The following is a 19657-nucleotide window of genomic DNA, read 5'->3' as shown; positions in this document are numbered from 1 at the left end:
GGAAGCTTAATGAATTGGATTGACAGAGCGATATCCACAGTTGCTCCCATACACGCAGCAAGAAGGATGGCCGCCCGGCAAGCCATAAAGGTAATCAACAGCGGATACGGCAACTATGGAGCTAGTCTGACAAAGAAAAGCTTACGGGGATGGCTGTTTCGCGGTGGCAGCGCAAAGGAAGATATTGAAGATAATATAGATGTTCTCCGACAGCGAAGCAGAGATGCCTACATGGGAGTGCCCACAGCAAGCGCAGCGTTGAAGTCCAAGCGCACAAACGTTATTGCTTCAGGGCTGGTGCCGGTTCCTAAGATTGACGCCGATTATCTAGGGCTTGACAGCGAACAAGCTGAAAAGCTTCAAGCGCAGATATTGAGAGAGTTTTCACTTTGGGCTGAAAAGCCGCTGTGCGATGCTGACCGGATTGATAATTTTTATGCGCTTCAGCAGCTTGCATTTATCAGTTACCTGATGAATGGTGATGTGTTTGCGCTTCTTCCGTTCAAAGAGGAAAAGAACCAAGTTTACGGCTTGAAGATCAGATTAATAGAGGCTGATAGGATTTGCAGCCCGGATAATTATGACAGACTGTTTCCCTGTGACGTAAATGGATATCACGTCTATAGGATTGTGCAGGGGGTTGAAACAGACGAAGATGGCGTTGTTATTGCTTACTGGATAAGCAATCGGCACCCATTATCAAGCCTTGCGGATGGCACTGTTAGAAAATGGACGCGAGTTGAAGTGTATGGTTCCAGCAGCGGGCGCAGAAATGTTCTGCACATCATGAGCCGTGAAAGAATTGGGCAGCTGCGAGGAGTTCCGATGCTTGCCCCGGTGCTTGAAGCAATCAAACAATTAGGGCGATACACCGATGCAGAAGTGACGGCGGCGGTAATCAGCAGTATGTTTACGGTGTTTGTTCAGCCGGAATTAGCTACAGATGATAGGCCGTTTGGAGAACAGTACAGTCCAGAAGCATTGGTTGATGAAGTGGACAACAACACCATTGAGATGGGAAGCGGAGCAATCGTTGACCTAAATCCCGGAGAGACCGTCAACTTTGCAGACCCTAAGCATCCAAATTCTGGGTATGACGTTTTCACTAATGCCGTTATTCGGCAAATCGGAGCCGCACTTGAGATTCCAATAGAAGTGTTGATGAAGCAGTTTACAACTTCTTTCAGCGCGGCCAGAGGTGCCTTGAATGAATTCTGGCGAACTTGCGACATGGAACGAGGATGGTTTGAAGATGATTTTTGCCGTCCGATATATGAAGAGTGGTTTACCGAAGCTGTAGCTCGCGGGCGCATTAACGCTCCGGGCTTTTTTAATGACCCGATCAGGCGCATGGCTTATATGGGGTGTAGTTGGAACGGCCCTGCAAGGACAGCTATGAATCCTTCACAGGAGGTTGATGCGGCTATTAAACGCATCGAGCATGGATTCTCTACGGCACAGGAAGAAACGGCGCAAATGACCGGCGGGGATTACAACAGCAATATCAGACAAAGAAAGATTGAGGCGGCAAGGAAACGAGAGGTTGATCTGATTGTGAATCCGCCGGAAAGGACAGAGGAAAATGCCTAACAAAAAGTTTTGGGAATTTAGAAATTCTGCTGGTGGAACCGAACTACTTTTATATGGTGACATCTCGCAAAGTAGTTGGTGGGAGGACGATGTTACTCCTAAACAGTTTGCGGATGATCTTAACGACATCAGCGACGCAGAAGACATTACGGTTCGTATCAACAGCGGCGGAGGAGACGTTTTTGCGGCTCAAGCCATCGGGAGCCTGTTGGGCGCAAGAAAAGGTAAGACTACGGCAAGAATTGATGGCCTTTGCGCAAGTGCCGCCACGATTGTTGCTTGCCATTGCACCAATGTTATCGCAGCAAATGAAGCGACTTACATGATACATCCGGTTCGGATGGGGCTGTTCGGATATCTTGACGCAACAGAGCTTGAACAGTATATCGGCGCTCTAAACACAATAAAAGAGAACATTCTCAACCTGTACGTAAAGAAAACAGGGAGAGACAAGTCTGAAGTTACGGAGTGGATGGACGCCACAAGCTGGTGGACTGCTAGTGAGGCTAAAGAGAACGGATTCATAGATGAGCTGGTTGATGATGAAGATGTCGTTGTGGAAAACCGCAACGGCGCTTTATTTGTCAACAATATCAGCATGAATCTTCCTTTTGCGAAGGTTCCAAAACACATACAGAACGAATTGGTGCATAGCACTGGTTCTGTAAATAACCCGCCGGAGGTAATTCCGGTCAACAATAGCCATAAGGAGGAAAAGAAGATGGCAGAAATTAAGACGGTTGATGATCTCCGTGCGGCATATCCGGAGCTTGTCAACGAGGCGTGCGCGACCACTGTGAATGAGGCTGTGACGCAGGAGCGCGAAAGAATTCGTGACATTGAGGACATGGCAATGCCCGGATTCGAGGATCAGACCAACGAGGCAAAGTTCGTTAAGCCGATTGCAGCAAATGAGTATGCAGTCAATATGATGAAGGCCGCAAAGAAGAGCGGAGAGGCTTTCCTGAACAGCGCAAAGGAAGACGCAAATGGAAGCGGTGTTAACAATGTTGGTCAGGACGGCAATAACGAAGAGGGCAAGGAAGATCCCTTTATTAATGCCATTCATGCAGTTAACAAGAAGTAAGAGGGAGGAAAACAATGGGAATGAATTTAAAGAAGCAGTCGTTTGAATCCGGGGTTGATTATCTGATTGCCGGAACAACTATTGGTGTTGTAAGCGTTGAAAAGGAAGCGGGAGCGGCAATCAAGGCAAAGGCTCCGGTTGCGCTGGTCAACAAGAAGGTGGTTCCGGTTACTACGGAGAATATTGCAAAGGTTTACGGCATTGTTCCGGAGGCTGCTGAAAATGCTGAGAAGATACCGGTCTATCTGACTGGAGAATTCTTTGCAGACGCTTTGACACTTGAAGGGAGTGTTGATGCGGATGCACTTGAACTGGCGCTTAGGAATATCGGCATTTTCTTAAAGTAAAAAGGGAGGACAATAGTAATGCCTAATATGATTAATATTTATGATCCGAGATATCTTGCGGAGATTGTAAAGACTGCTCCGCCGGTACGCACTTACTTCAAGGACACTTTTTTCACCAATAAGGATACATTTTCAACCGAACGTGTCGATATTGACATTGTAAAGGGCGACAGACGCATGGCTGCGTTTGTACATCCGAGACTTGGCGGAAAGGTACTGAAGGATGAGGGGTTCAGAACCGAAAGTTATAAGCCGCCGCTGATCAATCCCTATGATATTACAACAGCAGAGCGGCTCATGCAGAGACTTCCGGGCGAGACCCTTTATAGTGGTATGACGCCCGCACAAAGAGCTGCTAAAAAGCTTACGGATGAGTACGCAAAGCTGAATGACAGCATTACCCGGCGTGAGGAGTGGATGTGCGTACAGGCCATCCTTACCGGTCAGATTCCTGTTGTTGGCGAGGGTGTAAATGAGGTGATTGATTTTGGCCTTACCAACAAGAAGGCACTTACCACCACGGCGAGATGGGGACAGAGCGCCGCAAAGATCCTCGACAATCTGGATGAGTGGGTAACTGAGGTCCAGAAGAACGGCTTTGCAAATGTTGACATGGTAATCATGGGCAAGGGCGCACTCAAGGCGTTTCTGAATGACAAAAACGTTCAGGACATGATGGACAACAGACGCTTCCATATCGGTGAGATTGCCCCGCGTGATCTTCCGAATGGTGTGCGTTACTATGGACATCTGAATGCTCCGAGCCTTGATATTTACGGCTATGATGAGTTCTATCTGGATGATTGGACAAATCCGCTTGCGCCGGAAACCAAGCCGCTTATCCCGGATAATACAGTTGTTCTTATCAACTCCGCTCCGGCCTATATGATGGCTTACGGCGCTTGTACTTACATTGAGGATTCTACACAGCAGTGGGTGACTGCGGAGACTGAAAGAGTTCTGAGAAGTTATGTTGAGCATCATCCGGATCGCAGATTTGTGGAGGCGCAGGCTCATCCGCTTCCAATTCCGGATAAGGCTGACAGCTGGTTGGTTGCAACAGTTCTTTGATTAATTTCCCCTGCCGGGATTCCGGCGGGGGATTTTTATGAGGTTACGTGATGGCGCTATTTGAATTAGAACAGGAGTTTTTAGGGGGCGCGGAAGATGAACACGAGCTCACGTTTAAAGAAGCGGTTGAAGAGGATATTGACGCTGCTTTTTTTGAAGCTGACGAACACGCAGAATGGCACACGGTAAACGGTAAAAAGTGCTTGATCGTGCTGGAAGAGGACATCTTGAAGCCGTATTCGGCTCACTGGGAAGCCGGAGCAAAACAGAACTTCGATACTGGTTTATATACGGCGTTATCAATCCTCTATATCAAAAAAGTTGATTATGGGCGCAGACCAAAGATTGGCGCCCTACTCACCATTGATCAAGGGACAAAGCAGCAGCGAATTTTCTTTATCAAGCACTTTGGCACCGAAGATGGCGTGTATCGCATTGAATTGGAGCGCACGAGACAATGAGCAATGTTACTTATGATTTAGACAACATGACCATTACCGTTGAGGGGTTGGACACTGTGTCGCGGGCGTTGGGGAATTTAAAGAGCAAGACCCCGGCAGCTGCGAAAGTAGCTATCAACGCTACAGCTCGGCAAGCAAGAAAAGTAATGATTATGAAGGCCAAAGCAAGATACGCCGTAAACGCAGCGGGTCAGAAGCACTTGAAAGATTTAGTTCAACGCAAGAAAGCGACAAATAGAAGCTTGTTTGCAGAGCTTCATATTGCGTCGCTGAGAAATGATCTTGGGTATTTTAAGTATTCACCTAAGAGCATTTATACCGGAACGAATGTCAGGAATGCGCCCGATGTTGTGAAGGCAAAGGTCTTAAAAGCATCGGGAATGAAGCCGCTGACCGGGGGGCATGGAAAGAGCAAAGGTTTTCTGCTTGAGTTTTCCAATGGGCATGTTGGCATGGTTCAGCGCGTGATTAATTCTCACGTGGAGCATCCCAAAACGAGAAAGGGATTTCCCCGATGGAGAAATTCAATGGGGAAGATTGAGAAGCTTGAAACAATGGGGAGCCCGTCTGCGGCAGCTATGCATCATACAATATGGCCGGAGGCACAGCCGGAGGTGTCGGAGTTTTTAGAAATGCGGCTTGCGGCGCAAGTTGAAAAGGTGTTAGCGCGAGCGGCTAGGAGGCACGGATGAAAGACTATACAAAAATGGTTATGGCTGAGGGCACTGGGCGCACCGCGAGGCTCTGCCAGAAAGCCTTATGTGAAACTCTGGAAGAGTTGTTTGCAGGAAAAAAGTTTCGTGGTCAAACGGGCCCTAAACCGCTGAAAGTGTTTGAACAGGATTTGCCCATCCCTACAGAGGATGATCCAGATGCGGACACGGACGCGGCGGCGGCACCCTATGTGCTTGTTCAAGTAAACGGCGGCTCTATTCCCAATGATGACAGCCCACAAACAATTGAATTTTCCATTGTGATTTGTACCTATGATCTTGGCCGTGAACGGGAAGGCTGGGAGGAGGTGTCAAACATTAAGGAAGATATCATACAGAGGTTTTGTCAGATGCCATACTTTGGCGGGGCCTTTACTGTGCTAAAACCTATCGCGTGGGCGATTCAAAAAGAAACATCACCGCCTTATTACTTTGGAGCCTTGACATTTAACTGCACGGCTCCAGCCATGACACAAGACATGGCATTAGCAGATTTATTGTGAGGGAGACTATGGAAAAGAAAAAGATTGAAGCTCAGCCGACTGAGCAAAAGAAAGAGCCGGTAAAAAGGGCAAGGGAAAAACTTGTCTGGTGCGGCGGGACTATCAGAGGTGTGGTTGAGCAGTACACGGTGTTTGTTGGGGGGATTCCGAATGAACTGAAGCAGTTTATTGAAGCGGTTCCCCTTGCAAAAAGCTTTTTGGTTGATTTGGATGATTTTCCGAAGATGTTTCAGAAGATCAATTCCAAAGAGAGCGCGGCACACGAAATGTTGATGCAGTTACAGAAAATAAGCGGAGGTAAATAATATGCCATATAAGCATGGTGTCTATGTAAGTGAGCGGGCAACAAGCGTCAGCGCACCGAACACTGGTAACGCTGCGATTCCCGTAGTAATTGGAACTGCGCCGGTTTACATGACTAAAGAGGCAAAGGTAAATGAGCCGATTCTTGTGGAGACATTTGAAGAGGCTAAGGAGTTCATGGGATACAGTTCTGATTTTGCAAGCTTTACGATTTGTGAGGCTGTGAGCGCATTTTTCCAGCTCGCAAAGGTATCCCCGATTGTCTTAATCAATGTAGCTGATCCTAAAAAGCACAACGCAGTTGTAAGTGAAACACCGGTTTCTGTTGTGGACGGAAGAGCAGTGGTGACCGTGCAGGGGATGATGCTTGAGGGCTTGACAGTGAAGAACGCCTCAGCTCTTATGGTTGAAACTACAGACTATGTTGCTTCTTATAATGAGGACGGCAACATTGTAATTACTGTCGTTCCAGGCGGAAAGGGCGCAGATGCCTCCTCACTGAATATTAGCGGAAAGAAGTTTGACGCTAGTAAGGTCAAGGCAGAAGATATTGTTGGTGCAGTTGATTCTGAGAGTGGAACAGAAACCGGAATTGAGGCCATCAGAAAAGTGTTTCCAAAGCTGAATGTTATTCCGGGTGTTTTGCTTGCCCCTAGATACAGCATGGATGCCAAAGTTGCGGCAGCGTTACAGGCTAAAACAGAGAACATTAACGGAGCGTTTAAGTCGCTTGCTATCATTGATATCAAATCTGATGAAGGCGGCGCGAAAAAGTATCGTGACGTTAAGGGAGTTAAAGATACGCAGGGAATTTCCAGCGCAAACGCTTATGCAATATGGCCGTTTGTAAAGGTTGGCGGTCAGGTGTACAGCGGTTCTTCCGTTGCGGCAGCTGTTATGTCGAGAACCGACATGCAGAATGATGGAATACCGTATGTTAGCCCCAGCAATAAGAGGATTAATGTCAGTGGGGTTTGCCTTGCAGACGGAACAGAAGTTGTCCTTGATCTGAATCAGGCGAATGTTCTGAATGGTGAGGGTGTTGCAACCTTTATTAATGTAATGGGATTCCGGCTCTGGGGAAACAACACGGCGGCTTATCCGGGAACAAAAGACCCGAAGGATAGATGGGTAAATGTGAGACGCTTCATGAACTGGGCGGCAAATACATTTATCGTGTCTTATTTTGAGAGGGTGGATAATCCGGCGAATAAACGTCAGATTGAGGCGATTGTGGACAGTGAAAATGTTCGCGGCAATGCCATGGTGTCCATGGGAGCGTGTGCGCGCTATGAGCTTGTCTATAATCCGTCTGACAACACAGAAGCAAGTCTTCTTGATGGTGTGCTGAGATTCCATCAGTATATTGCTCCGTATATCCCGGCTGAAGTGATCGAAAACGTAATTGAGTTCGACCCGGAAGCTTTGGTTGCGGCACTGAACGGATAAGGAGGATAATCAATGATTTCTAACAACTTTATTCCCGAGAAGATCAATGAGTGGAAAGCTTATCTTTCTGGAAATGAAATGATCGGTGTGGGAGCAAGCCTTGATCTTCCCGAGATCAACATGAAGACCGGAACTTTTTCGGGTGCTGGAATTGGCGGAGAGATCGACAGTCCCACCATTGGACAGTTTGAGAGCCTGGAGCAGGAAATCAATTTTAACATGCTCTACAGCAGTGCCGTTGAAATGCTTAATTCTACCAAAAGCATGGACATTACATTCCGCGGTGCTCAGCAGATTTATAATAAGACCGGGGGATATGCATTCAAGGGAGTTCGCGTTGTCGAAAGAGGACGCGTTAAAAAGTTCAAGACAGGGAAGCTTGAAAAGGGCGAGGCTATGGAGGCATCTGTCACGCTTGAGCTTACCTACATCATGATCGAGGTTGACGGGCAGTCAGTTCTTGAGATCGACAAACTGAACGGCGTGTACAAAGTAAACGGCGAGGATATGCTTTCTGAGGTGCGGAGCTTAACTTAATAACGTGATACCCGCTTTCGATACGTGAAAGCGGGTATTTCTTTGTTCAAAACAGGAGAAAACATGAACGAGAAAATAATCGAAATGCAAGAAGAGAAGAACGAGCATGTCGTTAAACTTATAAAGCCTTACGTTTTTGAAGGGACTGAGTACACAGAAATCAATCTCAGTAAGGTTGAAAACTTAAAGATCAAGGATGCTGTTGACGCACAGAAAGAGCTGTTCGGTCAGGGAGAAGTTGCGACGGCGATGTTGACTGAAACAACTTCTGCGTTTGCACGCCAAATTGCTGTTAAGGGAAGCGATTATCCGGAAGAGTTCTTTAAGTTTATGCCGCGTGGAACGTTCAAGCAGGTGGTTGCTGCTGTCAGGGAGATTATCAATGTGTCAGTAAAAGAAGGCACACATGTTATGAAGTTTGAGACGCCCTACAGCTTTGAGAAGAAAACGTATAAGGAAGTTGATCTCAGCGGGATTGGAGACCTTACAGCTATGAATGAAAGTGAAGCTGAAAATGCTATGGCGCGGGAAGGCTTCATGATTACGGAGACTTCACTGAATTATTACTATCCCTGCGTTCTTGCGTCCATGGCGACAGGACAGCCGATTACTTTCTTCACCGGTTTGCCTATTTGCGAAACGTTGAAGCTGAAAGCGATGGTTAATGATCCTAATTTTTTCGAGTAACGGGCGGGATTAAGGAAATTAGAAAAGCCGCCATACGTTTAGCAATGGCTACTCATACAGGCGTTGATTTTTACTTAAATCTTCCCCTGAAAGAGTTCGTTGAAATCAACAATGAGGTGGTAGAAACATGGCGGGAAATGGAAAAGCACTAGAGCTAAGCATAAAGATCGCTGGAAAGATGGATCATAGTCTTGCGGCGGCAATTAAATCTTCTCAAAGTCAGATCAGCAGTTTTTCAAGATCTATGAGCAAGGTCGGCAAGACCGGACTTGTAGCAATGGGAGCGCTTGCTGTTGGGACGGTGGCGGCGATTGCCACCTGTACCAAAGAGGCAGAGAGCTTTGAGAAGCAGATGGGTGATGTTGTGAAGTACGTGGACGGCCTCGCAGACGCTCACGGAAAGATCAGCAACACCATTGCCAAAGAGACTAAAAACGGCAAAACCTATGCAGAAAACTACAAAGCAATGTCGGAGGCCATTCTTGACCTGAGTACACAGATTCCCATGACAGCAGAAGACCTCACAAGGCTTGCCGCCGCAGCCGGTCAGTCCGGAAAGAGCATGGAAGAACTGATTCAGCGGGACATGCACGGCAACATTAATGGCTTTCTGAAAGACATGGCAATGGTCGGAACTGCATGGGATATCAGCGCGGATCAGGCCGGAGATTACGGGGCTAAGTGGGAGAAAGCCTTTAATATGAATCATGACCAGATCATGGTTCTGGCAGACCAAATTAACTATTTGGGAGCAAATTCAGCGACTACGGCAGCGGAAATTGCACAGGTGGTCAACGAAACAGGAAGCTACGGACAAATCGCAGGGATTGACGTGAAAACCACTGCTGCGTTTGCAGACGCTATGCTTGCTTCTGGTGTTGCGGCTGATCGAGCCGGTACAGGCGTTAAGAGAATTTATAAGGCGCTTGCCAGTGGAGAGAAACTGTCGAAACCTGCGCGCGAGGCATTTGCACAGTTGGGATTAGATGCACAGACAGTTGCTGAAAACATGCAACTTGATAGCGTAAATACGATGTTGGATGTATTTAAACGCATACATCAGTATGACCCGGCAAAACAGGTTGGTATTTTATCTACGCTGTTTGGACAGTGGGCGGTTGAAGGCTCATCTAAGATCGTCGGGAACATGCAGACGTTTATTGACGCTCTGGAAATGGTTAACGACCCGAATAAATACAACGGCAGTATGCTAAGAGAGTTTATCATCAAGTCCGGTACGAGTGATTCTATCAACACAATGATGCAAAACTCCTTTAAGGCATTAAAGATTGACTTCGGAACGGCCTTCTTGCCCGCGAAAAAGGAATTTTCCTTAATGATGATCGGGCTAATGAACCGAATCAGAAAGAATATGCCGGAACTGTCAAAGCTTGCAGAAACCATTTCCCGCGTGATGGGCAAGGGAGCAGAAAAGCTCGGCGACGGGATGGAGAAAGCATTGCCCTATGTGCAAAAGTTCTTTGATTATATCGAACAGCACGGAGATAAGGTTTTAGAGGTCTTAGGCGGTCTTGCAGGAATGTTTGCGACCATGACATTTGCTCCAAAGATAGAGGGGATCGCGAGAGGTGCAGGAAGTTTGCTGTTTGGGAAGTCCGGAGGGGGGAAGAAATCCGGAGGATTGTTCGGCGCTTTCGGCGGGATGTCTAAAGGACTTGCGGGGGTTCCCGCCAGCGTGGGTGGCGTTTTTAACGCCGCGAAGATCGGCGCTGAGTTTGGAGGCTCCGGAAGCCTTACCACAGGGAAGAGCAAAGGCGGTTTATTTGACAGACTTTCAGGTGCAGCTATCGGAATAATGAATCATAAGTCCCTTAACACAGAGGGCTTAAGTGATCAGGCCGCGCTCGGCAGATATATGGGAGTTGCCGACAAAATAACAGGGTTCAAAAAGGGCGGCGGCATAACGGGCGCACTCATGAGAACTGCCCCGATGCAGTATTTTGGCAACATTGTTTCTGGTGCGTCTGCTGTAAAAAACGCTTCTGGAATAGGCGGGATGGCTCAAGCAGGGGTCGGTCTTCTCGGCGGGATTATGAGCCCGGCCACCGGAATGCTTGGAGGGTTGCTTACTACAGGGCTTCCCATCGCTGGGGCAATCACAGGCGTCATTGCCCTGGTTAGTATACTCGGGGATCATCTTGATGACATTCGCGGTATTATTCAAAATACTTTCGGTGACGCCGGCGTTGCGGTCTTCGATACAGTTATGGGTAAAATTCAGCAAGTAGGCGATTTCATATCCGGGCTGTTTAAGGAAGGTGGAGTTGCCGAAGCGTTGGCCCCGCTGAAAGAGGCCATAACCGGAATGTTTGGCGAGGACGCAGGTGCAGCATTTGGCGGGCTTGAACAGATTATTCAATCAGTAATGACCTTTATCGGCCAGCTGGTGTCCTTTGCGACAGGAACGGTTAAACCGATTCTGCTTGAAATATTCAGTTTTATTACCACTACTGTGGTTCCCAAAGTATTAGCGATATTTACTGCGGCGGCTCCTTACATCTCATCCATTCTTAGCAGTATGGGAAATGTTATTATGTCGGTTCTTGAAATGATTGGTGAAGGAATCAAGTTCCTCATGCCGATTATTAAGGCTATCGTCTCAAAGGTCCTTGATGTGGCAACGGTGGTGGTTCCGATAGTCCTTAGTTATATTAGCGGGCTTTGGGAAGGAATTGAAAAAGCGTTCAAGAATATCAAAGGTGCTTTTGATGGTGTGATTCAGTTTATTACCGGAGTGTTCTCAGGGAATTTAGAACAAGCGCTAGAGGGTGTCAAAAATATATTTGTAAATGTCTTTGAAGCAATAAAAAATTTGGTAAAAGCCCCAATCAATGCTGTGACTGGCGCTATCAATGCTGGACTTGACAAATTGAATGGTAAGACTGTTTTGGGAATGAAGGTCAATATTCCAAAAATCCCGAAACTTGCTAATGGTGGCTTTACCAATGGAACAAGCATAGCCGGTGAAGCTGGACGCGAGGCTGTTATTAGTTTCAGGAACAGTGTCCGCAGCGCAAATATCGCCACGTGGATGAAGGCCGGAGAGATGCTTGGCATGAACCGCAAGCGCAGAGAGGTTTCGCTGAAGAGCTTCCGCGATAGTAGTTCAAGCGCCCGGGCGGATGGCGGTAGTCAATCTCCGCAATATATTTTCTCTCCGCAGTACAACATACAGGGCAATGCTGATGAAGAGACGCTTCACAGAGTAACCAGAGTTACATTTGAAGACTTCGAACGCTTTATGAATCAGTACGAAGCGAATAAACGCAGACTGAGCCTAGCAAGAGGTTGATGATGAAAAAGTACGTAACAATCAGCGGTGACACGTGGGACATGGCGGCATATAAATGCTATGGTGATGAATTTATGTGTGCTCAGCTCATGGGAGCCAACATGAATGTGCTGGATTACATGGTCTTTCCCGCCGGCATAGAACTTAATATCCCGGACAAGGAGGCGCTTTCTGATAAACAGGAGGCGCTTTCTGATTATCCCGCATGGAGGTCGGTGCTGAATGGAAGGTAGAGCAAGGAGGGTACTAGCCGAAATTTTGTATGACGGGAAAGAGGTCGGACTTTCTGCAAGAGTTGAAAGCATAAGTTATACAGACAACGACAAAGGGCGTTCGGACGAGATCAGTGTTGTTTTTTGCGACAGGAATGCTGATTGGCTTATGAAGGAATTCATACCGGAAAAAGAACATGATCTTGATGTCACAATGTATTTTGAAAGCTGGGAACATCTTGGAGCTGCGGCACTGAAATATCACTGCGGGAACTTTACTATAGACGATATTAGTTATTCCGGCGCACCATATCAATGTACGATCAAGGGGGTTTCTATTCCAGCTAGTACGGACTTCCTAACCGTCCCCAAGTCAAAGACCTGGGAACAATCTACAGTTAAGCAGATTGCCGAGGAAAAGATGTCAGAGTATGGCATGGAAACGCTGTTTTGGTATGGAGACACTCCTGTGTTGGAAAAAATAGCGCAGGATAATCAAACTGACAGCGATTTTCTGTATAAACTCTGTGAGGATAACGGCTTAAACATCAAGGTGTACAAGAAGGGACTGGTTATCTTTGATAAGAAGATATATGAGCCGCGTGGTGTAAAAAAGGTTTTTACAAAGACGGATTTTGAAAGCTTTGATTGGAATACCACATTGACGGGTACTTATACGGGGGCACATTTAGCCTACACAAATCCGGCCACAAAGGCCCAAACAGATAAGAAAGATAAAAACGGGAATCCGATCCCAAAAACAATTGACATTTTGGTTGGAGAAGGTCCTCGAATACTGTACATGTCAGAAAAAGCAGATTCGGAAGATGATGCAAGACGGAAGGCTGCTGCAAGAATCAATTCAGAAAATGAGAAGGCAGTCACAATGAGTTTTACTGCTATGGCAAATGTGAACTTATTTGCTACAGATAATTTTGAAGTGTTGGGTATGGGACGGTGTGACGGGAAATATTACACCTCTTCTGTAACGCACTCATTATCCCAAAGCGGTGAAAGTATGTCGGTAGAGGGATACAAGATATTTGATAGGATGTGAGGCTATGGGAACAGAAATCAGATGCGGTTATGTTTCTTCTTATGATGCGGAAAATAATTCTGCGTCAATTTTTTACCCACACAGGAATGGTGAAACAACACAAATGCTTCCGGTGTTAGCGCCTTTTGGTGCGGCACAGACCTTAAAGAAGGATGATTGTGTTTTGGTGGTTCACATGTCCGGCGCAGAAGTGGATGGAGTAGTTCTAGGGCGCGTTGACCCGGAATCGGTAATGCTTGGTGCAACGGGAACTGACCTATCATTTAACATTGCAGGCGGTGGGAGCATTGGGGGAATCCTTTCAAAAATTTCTGCATTAGAACAGCGCGTTTCTGCGGTAGAGAAGAAGGTGTGATATGTCAAAGATTGGAAACTGGGGTTCTATCATTAAATTTCAAACATCAGATCATAGAATTTTGACGTTCAAAGAAATGTCAAAGACCTATCCAATCAGAACCAATGTTCACAATTTGTTAGGGAGAAAACCGAAGGTTGAGTTTGTGGGCCCCGATCTTGAGAAGGTTACGTTCACAATTGAGCTTGACGCAATGTATTGCCGTAAACCACTGAAGGTAGAAAGACGTCTGCAAGACGCGGCGCAACACGGGATTGTTGCCCCGCTTATTGTTGGCGGGAAATGTATTTTACATCATGGAATCATTACGGAACTATCCTCTCACTATGACGTAATAATGAAACGTGGAAAGATATATTCTTTGAAATTGGACGTTACTATGACGGAATACAATTAAGGAGGCAATATGCAGCTTCGGTTTGATGAGGTGGAAGAAGATGTTGAAGAGAGAGACGCCGTTGAATGCCTGAGAAATATAACAAAGATTCCGGAAGGGACAATTCCACTTTCTAGGGAATTGGGCCTGTCTTGGGCCGGGGTGTCGAAAACGGCACCAGAGCTTGAAAACGATTATGTGACAGAACTAGTTACAAAAGCCGACCGCTTTGAGCCGAGAATAGCTATTGATGAAGTGAGTTTTCAATATGATTCAGATGGGAAGGTCACAGTGACGGTCAGAATGGAGGAAACAGAAGACAATGGGTGATTCAATGAAAACCATTTATGACTATCCAGATATTTCATTTATAGGAGAATATGCGGTTGATGGTCAAAAAAAGCTGCTCAACCAAATGATTGATTGGTTCCTTGAAAAACGAAAGGAAGTGACAGGGGAAACCATTACTCTTGGAGAAGCAGATGAGAGAAGACTCATGATTCAGGTTGCTGCATATTATCTATTCCATGGTTTTGAAATGGTTGATTCTGCCGGGAAAATGAATCTGTTGAAATATTCCATTGGGGGGTTCCTTGAAAACCTTGGAACATTTAAAGGAATTTCAAGACTTCCCGCGGCAGCGTCTACGGTTACTTTAAGGTTTTCTATTAATGAGCCTAGAGAGAATGCAATCATCATCCCAAAGGGGAGCCGGGCAACGGCGGGTGATGGTGTTTTCTTTTCTACGACAGAATATATGGAGATCGATGCCGGAAACTTGCATGTGGACGTCCCTGCTGTTTGCAGCAAAACCGGTACTTCTGGAAATATCTATCAAGCCGGAGAGATCAAGGCTATGGAGACCCGCATTCCTTTTGTAGATGCTGTAAGCAATGTAACTCCTTCTGCCAACGGAAGAGATATTGAAACGGACGAAGAGCTAAGAGAGCGTATATTCCTCGCTCCTGACGCATATTCTACAGCTGGTTCGGAAGACTCTTATAAATTCCATGCTAGAAAATATGATCCCGCTATGGCCGACATACAAGTAATGGTTCCATCTGCTGGGGAAATTTCTATCAAAGTGCTGACTGCTGGCGGTGAAATTCCAAACGAGGAATACATTAGCAGCTTGCAGAAGTACATCAGTGACCCGACAATCAAACCGTTAACTGATGAGATCGCTGTTAGTGCGCCCGATCAGATACAATTTGATGTAAACCTTACCTATTATATTGGAAAGAGTGATACTTCTAAGGCGGAAACGATTCAGAAGACTATAGACGCCGCAATCAGCTCTTACATTAAATGGCAACAGTCTGCAATAGGAAGGGACATTAACCCGGACGAGCTAATAAAGTTCATCAAAAATGCGGGCGCTAAAAGAGTGGTTATCAAATCACCAGAATATGCAGTAGTGAAGGATGGGTACTGCGCAAGGCTCCGTACAAAATCTGTGACTTATGGGGGGCTGGAAGATGATTAAATACGAAGATGGAGAGATTTTAGATCTTCTTCCATCAATCTTCAAAGAATCTCCGGACTGGATTGCTTTTTCATATTGCCTGAAAATGGGAATGCGGGGAATGCTGACATGCCTACAAAAGATACATTTGCTTTCAGATATAAACTCTACGCCTGAAGACGTTTTAGATTATCTCGCCCTTGAATTACGAGCGCCATATTACAAAGAGACCTTAGATATTGAAAAGAAAAGGGAACTTTTAAAGGGTTCAATACTTTGGAGAATGCAGGCGGGAACGAATGCTTCGCTTCAACAGGTCATTGATATTCTTTTTGAAGGCGGGAATATTATAGAGCGCCCGAAATACAGTGGAGACCCGCATCATTTTTACATACGAACAAATTATGCTCTTGATTCTAAAGAACTTTTATCGGAATTCAGGAGCATTATTGATAATGTAAAGAGAAAATCGTCTGTATTAGACCGAGTGGAATTTGCGCAATCTGGGAGAACAATGCTTTATGCAGCATCTGCGAACCTTGCAATGGAGATCATTGAAGATGGTATTACTGTAAACCGAGTATAAGGAGATCGATATGTGGGAAAATTCAGTTATAACAAATCCCGGAAAGGAATTGATTAAGAAGTGCCTCAACGGAAAAGTTCTAACAATCACACGAGCCGCTGTTGGAATGGGGACGGCTTCAAATGCGCTCTTGATGGAACAAACAGGGCTTAAGTCTCAGAAAAAGATAGCTCAGATCATTGAAAAAAAGGAGATTGCAAGCGGGGTCAAGATCAGAGTTCAAGTGACAAGTCTTAATACACCTCAGAGCTATACGATCAATCAGATCGGAATCTGGGGAGCTGTTGAAGGGACAGAAGCTTTAATTGCTATCTATCAGGATGAATCGGGTGTCGTTGTTCCTTCAACTACAGAATCTGGAGACTTTGTCTTTAACTTTTGGGCAACGATTCAAATATCGGGACAAGGGAATATAGAAGTCAATGTTGATACAAGCGCCCTCGTATCTCGAACATCATTAGATTATGAGCTGGAAATTCGGGATGAAAAAATCAAAGAGGCTGTAAATCTGAAAGATAATATTGCAGAAATTAGAAAGTTAATCAGTGCAGCAGATAAGTATGACAGTAAGAAGAGTTATGCCAAAGGTGAAGCTTGTACCAGAGATGGAGTGACGTATATTTGTGAGTCTGACATCAACGGGGGGGAACCTTGGACACCATCGCACTGGGAGTTCGTTCCTGCCGGGGCAAATCTTTATAGAAGAGTCAAATACTTGCTTAGTGAGAGTCAAGCTGACGCAGATTTGTTTATTAGGATTATTGAACAAATGCAAAAATATGTTGAGGTGAAAACAGTAGAAATCCCAGTTTCCGGATGGAGTAATGAAGCACCATATAAGCAGACTGTAAGTCTCAAAGGTATGCGTGAAGACTTCAGCCCTATCATTAGTTTACACATTGAGACTTCTTCGGCTCCTGCTGTTGTAAGAGCTCAAAGCAAGGCTTACGGAAATGTCGATAAGATTGAAACGGGAAAAGACACTTTGACTTTGTATTGCTACAGTAAGAAACCTTCTAATGATTTTACGATTCTTGTAAGAGGGGAAAAACTGGAGGAGGTGAATTTTTATGGCTGAGGCATTATTACTTAAATCCGGAGGTGGCGGTGGTGTTGACTGTGATGCTGCGACTGCTATGAAGAGTGACGTGCTTGCAGGCAAAACCTTCGGAGGCAAGGACAGCGATGAGCTTCAAACCGGAACGATGGTAAATAACGGCGCAAAGACTGCTTCTTTAAACTGCGGGGGCTCATACACTATCCCTGCCGGTTATCACAACGGTAGTGGGAATGTGACAGCTAATAGCCTCGCTTCACAAACGAGTGCTAATGCTGCGGTTGGGGATATTATTAAGAACCGAACCGCATGGGTGAACGGCGCAAAGAGAACCGGAACGTTAGAAGATAGAGCCAGTCAGACCAATGCTGTGTCCGTCGCATCGTCAACAAGTGTTGGATTGGTGCGCATACCTTTTGGAGCCTATCGCACTAAAACCGGTTCAGGATATCCGGAAATTGTGCTCAATAAATCGCAGATCGACTACATTGCCAAGCAAAGGTACGGTGGCGTGGCTTTTAATGGTGCCACCTTCGATGGAATAATGCTTTCGGGGGTGGCGAAGAAAACTAATCTGACAGACTGGGGACGTTCGTGGAAATTCAGCGGACATTACCGAGATAATAGATATAATTTTTATTTGGACGGAACCCCCCTGTATTTTACGCCGACGGTGGATGTTTCACCTCTAAAAAAAATACGAATAACGGCATATGCAGTATCACGCGATTTAAATAAAAACGACATTGGTGTTTTTAATGATTTTTATATGAGAGTCGTGTTGTTTAATAAAACAACTTTTGAATATGTTGATAGTGAGTCAGTTTTCAGCCAAGGCGATCAACGCGGTACACAATATTTTACCGCTGAGTTGGATGTGAGTGGAAAAAACGGACAATATGCGCTTGGTGTAGATGAATTAAGTGTTACATTCAGGCGCTGGAATTCCAATAGCGTTGACTGGGAAACCGGTATTTCAAGAATAGAGTTTGTTCAATAAAGGAGGGCTTGCCGCGTGACAGACGAAGAGATTGTAGCAAGGCTTACAGCTCACGATCATGAAATAGGCAGCCTTAAGCACCGTATGGATGTTGTCGAGGAGCACGGCAAGCAGATCCGCGAGATCGCCATGGCGGTGCAGAAGCTCTCCATCAACATGGAGCAGATGCTTACAGCCATGACCGATCAATCAGAGAGGCTGAAGTGCCTTGAGGGTAAGCCGGGGAAGATTTTGGGGACAGTCACACAATCCGCATTGACCACGCTGGTGACGGCGATAGTCGGCGGGTTAGTGGTTGTAGTAATACAGAGTTTAGCAAATGTTATTCATTAGGAAGGAGGAAGACTATGGATTTTGGAATTGCAGGAGTGGTAAGCATTACGGTGATTGCCTACTTGATCGGAATGGCTTGTAAGTCTGCAAGCTTTATGGATGACAAGTGGATTCCGGTTATCTGCGGGCTCGTGGGCTGCGTGCTCGGAATTGTCGGAATGAATGTAATGCCTGATTTTCCGGTGCACGACATCATCAGTGCCGCAGCAGTAGGAATCGTGTCCGGACTTGCCGCTACAGGCGCAAATCAGATCGGAAAGCAGTTGAGCAAGGCAGAGTAGGGAGGAGGTGATCCTTCTATCTCGCAGCTGCGGGCGTTATCGCAGCACAACTATTATCCCGGCAGAAGGCCGGCTTTTTTAATGGAGGAAAACATTATGATGAATACTAAGAATTTTGCAGAGATCGAGAAGAGACTTGCGACCGCAGCGAAGAGCAGAGAGTACGAGGGCTCTCAGTTTATGAGCATCCTCAAGCAGTACACGGGCCCGGACAAGGGTGTGCAGTGGGATGACAAGACCGGTAAGCTTTCCATTGTTTCCGGTTGGCACGCAGATCCGGATGGAAACGTAGTCAGAGACTGAGTAATAAAGCCGTCCTTCGGGGCGGCTTTTTCTTTATATTCAAAGGAATTGCATTTTTTTTGATTAAGGAAATCCTTATTAAAAGAAATTGCGTTTTTCTTTAATAAGCAAATTTTAATTAAAGGAGACTTTCAATGCACATATCAGAAAAGGGGATTGCGCTGATAAAGAGCTTTGAAGGCTGCCGACTGAAGGCCTACCAGTGTGCCGCCGGGGTCTGGAGTATCGGCTGGGGGACGACTTCTGCCGACAGGGAGATCACAGGCGCAGACATCACTCCGGGGATGCAGATCACACAGGTGCAGGCTGATGGATGGCTTGCGCAGTCCATCGCTGCAAAGTATGAACCCAAAGTCAATAAATACGACAGATCCTATCACTGGACGCAGTCAGAGTTTGATGCACTGGTGAGCTATGCCTACAATATCGGCTCCATCAAAGGACTTGTTGCTGATGGGAGGCGCACACGGAAGGAAATTATTGCTGACTGGCCAACGCATGACCGAGCGGGCGGCAGACATATAGCGGGGCTCAAGCGGCGCAGGCTTGCAGAACTTGAGCTTTTCTTACA

25 protein-coding genes are annotated in these 19657 nt (G+C 46.1%); all 25 read left to right on the top strand.

Features of this window, described 5'->3' with window-relative positions; all coding sequences use genetic code 11:
- Positions 1–9 precede the first annotated feature (9 nt).
- Entirely contained in the window at positions 10–1590 is a 1581-nt protein-coding gene (locus tag J2S20_RS10665; protein ID WP_307255369.1) for a phage portal protein, read from the top strand.
- Complete coding sequence (locus J2S20_RS10660) at positions 1583–2677, top strand: head maturation protease, ClpP-related (protein ID WP_307255367.1); 1095 nt, start codon at positions 1583–1585, stop codon at positions 2675–2677. Before J2S20_RS10665 ends, J2S20_RS10660 begins: the two co-directional genes overlap by 8 nt.
- Positions 2678–2691: 14 nt before the next feature.
- On the top strand, positions 2692–3024 hold the full coding sequence (locus J2S20_RS10655; RefSeq protein ID WP_307255366.1) for a hypothetical protein: 333 nt from the start codon (positions 2692–2694) through the stop codon (positions 3022–3024).
- An 18-nt stretch (positions 3025–3042) separates the two neighbouring features.
- Positions 3043–4095: a major capsid protein gene (locus J2S20_RS10650; protein ID WP_307255365.1), complete on the top strand. Its 1053-nt coding sequence runs from the start codon at positions 3043–3045 to the stop codon at positions 4093–4095.
- Between the two features lie 50 nt (positions 4096–4145).
- Positions 4146–4556 (top strand): hypothetical protein, encoded by a 411-nt coding sequence (locus J2S20_RS10645; RefSeq protein ID WP_307255364.1) that lies wholly within the window; start codon positions 4146–4148, stop codon positions 4554–4556.
- On the top strand, positions 4553–5248 hold the full coding sequence (locus J2S20_RS10640; protein ID WP_307255363.1) for a hypothetical protein: 696 nt from the start codon (positions 4553–4555) through the stop codon (positions 5246–5248). The genes J2S20_RS10645 and J2S20_RS10640 overlap by 4 nt, the downstream gene beginning before the upstream one ends.
- Complete coding sequence (locus J2S20_RS10635) at positions 5245–5772, top strand: hypothetical protein (RefSeq protein ID WP_307255362.1); 528 nt, start codon at positions 5245–5247, stop codon at positions 5770–5772. The genes J2S20_RS10640 and J2S20_RS10635 overlap by 4 nt, the downstream gene beginning before the upstream one ends.
- An 8-nt stretch (positions 5773–5780) precedes the next feature.
- Positions 5781–6077 (top strand): hypothetical protein, encoded by a 297-nt coding sequence (locus J2S20_RS10630; protein WP_307255361.1) that lies wholly within the window; start codon positions 5781–5783, stop codon positions 6075–6077.
- A gap of 1 nt (position 6078) precedes the next feature.
- Positions 6079–7524: a phage tail sheath family protein gene (locus tag J2S20_RS10625; RefSeq protein ID WP_307255360.1), complete on the top strand. Its 1446-nt coding sequence runs from the start codon at positions 6079–6081 to the stop codon at positions 7522–7524.
- A 12-nt stretch (positions 7525–7536) separates the two neighbouring features.
- Entirely contained in the window at positions 7537–8061 is a 525-nt protein-coding gene (locus tag J2S20_RS10620) for a phage major tail tube protein (protein ID WP_307255359.1), read from the top strand.
- A gap of 63 nt (positions 8062–8124) precedes the next feature.
- Positions 8125–8748: a phage tail assembly protein gene (locus tag J2S20_RS10615; RefSeq protein WP_307255358.1), complete on the top strand. Its 624-nt coding sequence runs from the start codon at positions 8125–8127 to the stop codon at positions 8746–8748.
- Positions 8749–8875: 127 nt separating this feature from the next.
- Positions 8876–12061 carry a phage tail tape measure protein gene (locus J2S20_RS10610; RefSeq protein WP_307255357.1) on the top strand — a complete coding sequence of 1062 codons (3186 nt, stop codon included), beginning with the start codon at positions 8876–8878 and terminating at the stop codon, positions 12059–12061.
- A gap of 2 nt (positions 12062–12063) precedes the next feature.
- Positions 12064–12294 (top strand): tail protein X, encoded by a 231-nt coding sequence (locus J2S20_RS10605; RefSeq protein ID WP_307255356.1) that lies wholly within the window; start codon positions 12064–12066, stop codon positions 12292–12294.
- Positions 12284–13330 (top strand): phage late control D family protein, encoded by a 1047-nt coding sequence (locus J2S20_RS10600; protein WP_307255355.1) that lies wholly within the window; start codon positions 12284–12286, stop codon positions 13328–13330. Before J2S20_RS10605 ends, J2S20_RS10600 begins: the two co-directional genes overlap by 11 nt.
- 4 nt (positions 13331–13334) lie before the next feature.
- Positions 13335–13685, top strand: a complete 351-nt coding sequence (locus tag J2S20_RS10595) for a hypothetical protein (RefSeq protein ID WP_307255354.1) — start codon at positions 13335–13337, stop codon at positions 13683–13685.
- Between the two features lies 1 nt (position 13686).
- A complete protein-coding gene (locus tag J2S20_RS10590; protein WP_307255353.1) occupies positions 13687–14082 on the top strand; it encodes a phage tail protein in 396 nt (131 codons plus the stop codon).
- A 9-nt stretch (positions 14083–14091) separates the two neighbouring features.
- Positions 14092–14391, top strand: a complete 300-nt coding sequence (locus J2S20_RS10585) for a hypothetical protein (RefSeq protein ID WP_307255352.1) — start codon at positions 14092–14094, stop codon at positions 14389–14391.
- A complete protein-coding gene (locus J2S20_RS10580) occupies positions 14384–15547 on the top strand; it encodes a baseplate assembly protein (RefSeq protein ID WP_307255351.1) in 1164 nt (387 codons plus the stop codon). Before J2S20_RS10585 ends, J2S20_RS10580 begins: the two co-directional genes overlap by 8 nt.
- Positions 15540–16112, top strand: a complete 573-nt coding sequence (locus J2S20_RS10575; protein WP_307255350.1) for a phage tail protein — start codon at positions 15540–15542, stop codon at positions 16110–16112. The genes J2S20_RS10580 and J2S20_RS10575 overlap by 8 nt, the downstream gene beginning before the upstream one ends.
- A 10-nt stretch (positions 16113–16122) precedes the next feature.
- Complete coding sequence (locus J2S20_RS10570; protein WP_307255349.1) at positions 16123–17190, top strand: hypothetical protein; 1068 nt, start codon at positions 16123–16125, stop codon at positions 17188–17190.
- Positions 17183–18169, top strand: a complete 987-nt coding sequence (locus J2S20_RS10565; protein WP_307255348.1) for a hypothetical protein — start codon at positions 17183–17185, stop codon at positions 18167–18169. Before J2S20_RS10570 ends, J2S20_RS10565 begins: the two co-directional genes overlap by 8 nt.
- Before the next feature lie 15 nt (positions 18170–18184).
- Positions 18185–18502 (top strand): hypothetical protein, encoded by a 318-nt coding sequence (locus J2S20_RS10560; RefSeq protein ID WP_307255347.1) that lies wholly within the window; start codon positions 18185–18187, stop codon positions 18500–18502.
- Positions 18503–18516: 14 nt separating this feature from the next.
- A complete protein-coding gene (locus J2S20_RS10555) occupies positions 18517–18783 on the top strand; it encodes a phage holin family protein (protein WP_307255346.1) in 267 nt (88 codons plus the stop codon).
- 96 nt (positions 18784–18879) lie between these two features.
- Positions 18880–19086, top strand: coding sequence for a hypothetical protein (locus J2S20_RS10550; protein WP_307255345.1), 207 nt, complete (start codon positions 18880–18882; stop codon positions 19084–19086).
- 134 nt (positions 19087–19220) lie between these two features.
- Positions 19221–19657 (top strand): lysozyme (locus tag J2S20_RS10545; protein WP_307255344.1); only part of this gene is annotated, 437 nt, incomplete at its 3' end.

This window comes from Moryella indoligenes, assembly GCF_030812885.1.
In the GTDB taxonomy this organism is placed as follows: Bacteria; Bacillota; Clostridia; order Lachnospirales; family Lachnospiraceae; genus Moryella; species Moryella indoligenes.
This window is presented reverse-complemented; position numbering and strand designations above follow the sequence as displayed.

Coding starts and splice junctions, on each gene's coding strand:
- J2S20_RS10665 (WP_307255369.1), top strand. CDS start 10: ATGAATTGGATTGACAGAGCGATATCCACAGTTGCTCCCATACACGCA.
- J2S20_RS10660 (WP_307255367.1), top strand. CDS start 1,583: ATGCCTAACAAAAAGTTTTGGGAATTTAGAAATTCTGCTGGTGGAACC.
- J2S20_RS10655 (WP_307255366.1), top strand. CDS start 2,692: ATGGGAATGAATTTAAAGAAGCAGTCGTTTGAATCCGGGGTTGATTAT.
- J2S20_RS10650 (WP_307255365.1), top strand. CDS start 3,043: ATGCCTAATATGATTAATATTTATGATCCGAGATATCTTGCGGAGATT.
- J2S20_RS10645 (WP_307255364.1), top strand. CDS start 4,146: ATGGCGCTATTTGAATTAGAACAGGAGTTTTTAGGGGGCGCGGAAGAT.
- J2S20_RS10640 (WP_307255363.1), top strand. CDS start 4,553: ATGAGCAATGTTACTTATGATTTAGACAACATGACCATTACCGTTGAG.
- J2S20_RS10635 (WP_307255362.1), top strand. CDS start 5,245: ATGAAAGACTATACAAAAATGGTTATGGCTGAGGGCACTGGGCGCACC.
- J2S20_RS10630 (WP_307255361.1), top strand. CDS start 5,781: ATGGAAAAGAAAAAGATTGAAGCTCAGCCGACTGAGCAAAAGAAAGAG.
- J2S20_RS10625 (WP_307255360.1), top strand. CDS start 6,079: ATGCCATATAAGCATGGTGTCTATGTAAGTGAGCGGGCAACAAGCGTC.
- J2S20_RS10620 (WP_307255359.1), top strand. CDS start 7,537: ATGATTTCTAACAACTTTATTCCCGAGAAGATCAATGAGTGGAAAGCT.
- J2S20_RS10615 (WP_307255358.1), top strand. CDS start 8,125: ATGAACGAGAAAATAATCGAAATGCAAGAAGAGAAGAACGAGCATGTC.
- J2S20_RS10610 (WP_307255357.1), top strand. CDS start 8,876: ATGGCGGGAAATGGAAAAGCACTAGAGCTAAGCATAAAGATCGCTGGA.
- J2S20_RS10605 (WP_307255356.1), top strand. CDS start 12,064: ATGAAAAAGTACGTAACAATCAGCGGTGACACGTGGGACATGGCGGCA.
- J2S20_RS10600 (WP_307255355.1), top strand. CDS start 12,284: ATGGAAGGTAGAGCAAGGAGGGTACTAGCCGAAATTTTGTATGACGGG.
- J2S20_RS10595 (WP_307255354.1), top strand. CDS start 13,335: ATGGGAACAGAAATCAGATGCGGTTATGTTTCTTCTTATGATGCGGAA.
- J2S20_RS10590 (WP_307255353.1), top strand. CDS start 13,687: ATGTCAAAGATTGGAAACTGGGGTTCTATCATTAAATTTCAAACATCA.
- J2S20_RS10585 (WP_307255352.1), top strand. CDS start 14,092: ATGCAGCTTCGGTTTGATGAGGTGGAAGAAGATGTTGAAGAGAGAGAC.
- J2S20_RS10580 (WP_307255351.1), top strand. CDS start 14,384: ATGGGTGATTCAATGAAAACCATTTATGACTATCCAGATATTTCATTT.
- J2S20_RS10575 (WP_307255350.1), top strand. CDS start 15,540: ATGATTAAATACGAAGATGGAGAGATTTTAGATCTTCTTCCATCAATC.
- J2S20_RS10570 (WP_307255349.1), top strand. CDS start 16,123: ATGTGGGAAAATTCAGTTATAACAAATCCCGGAAAGGAATTGATTAAG.
- J2S20_RS10565 (WP_307255348.1), top strand. CDS start 17,183: ATGGCTGAGGCATTATTACTTAAATCCGGAGGTGGCGGTGGTGTTGAC.
- J2S20_RS10555 (WP_307255346.1), top strand. CDS start 18,517: ATGGATTTTGGAATTGCAGGAGTGGTAAGCATTACGGTGATTGCCTAC.
- J2S20_RS10550 (WP_307255345.1), top strand. CDS start 18,880: ATGATGAATACTAAGAATTTTGCAGAGATCGAGAAGAGACTTGCGACC.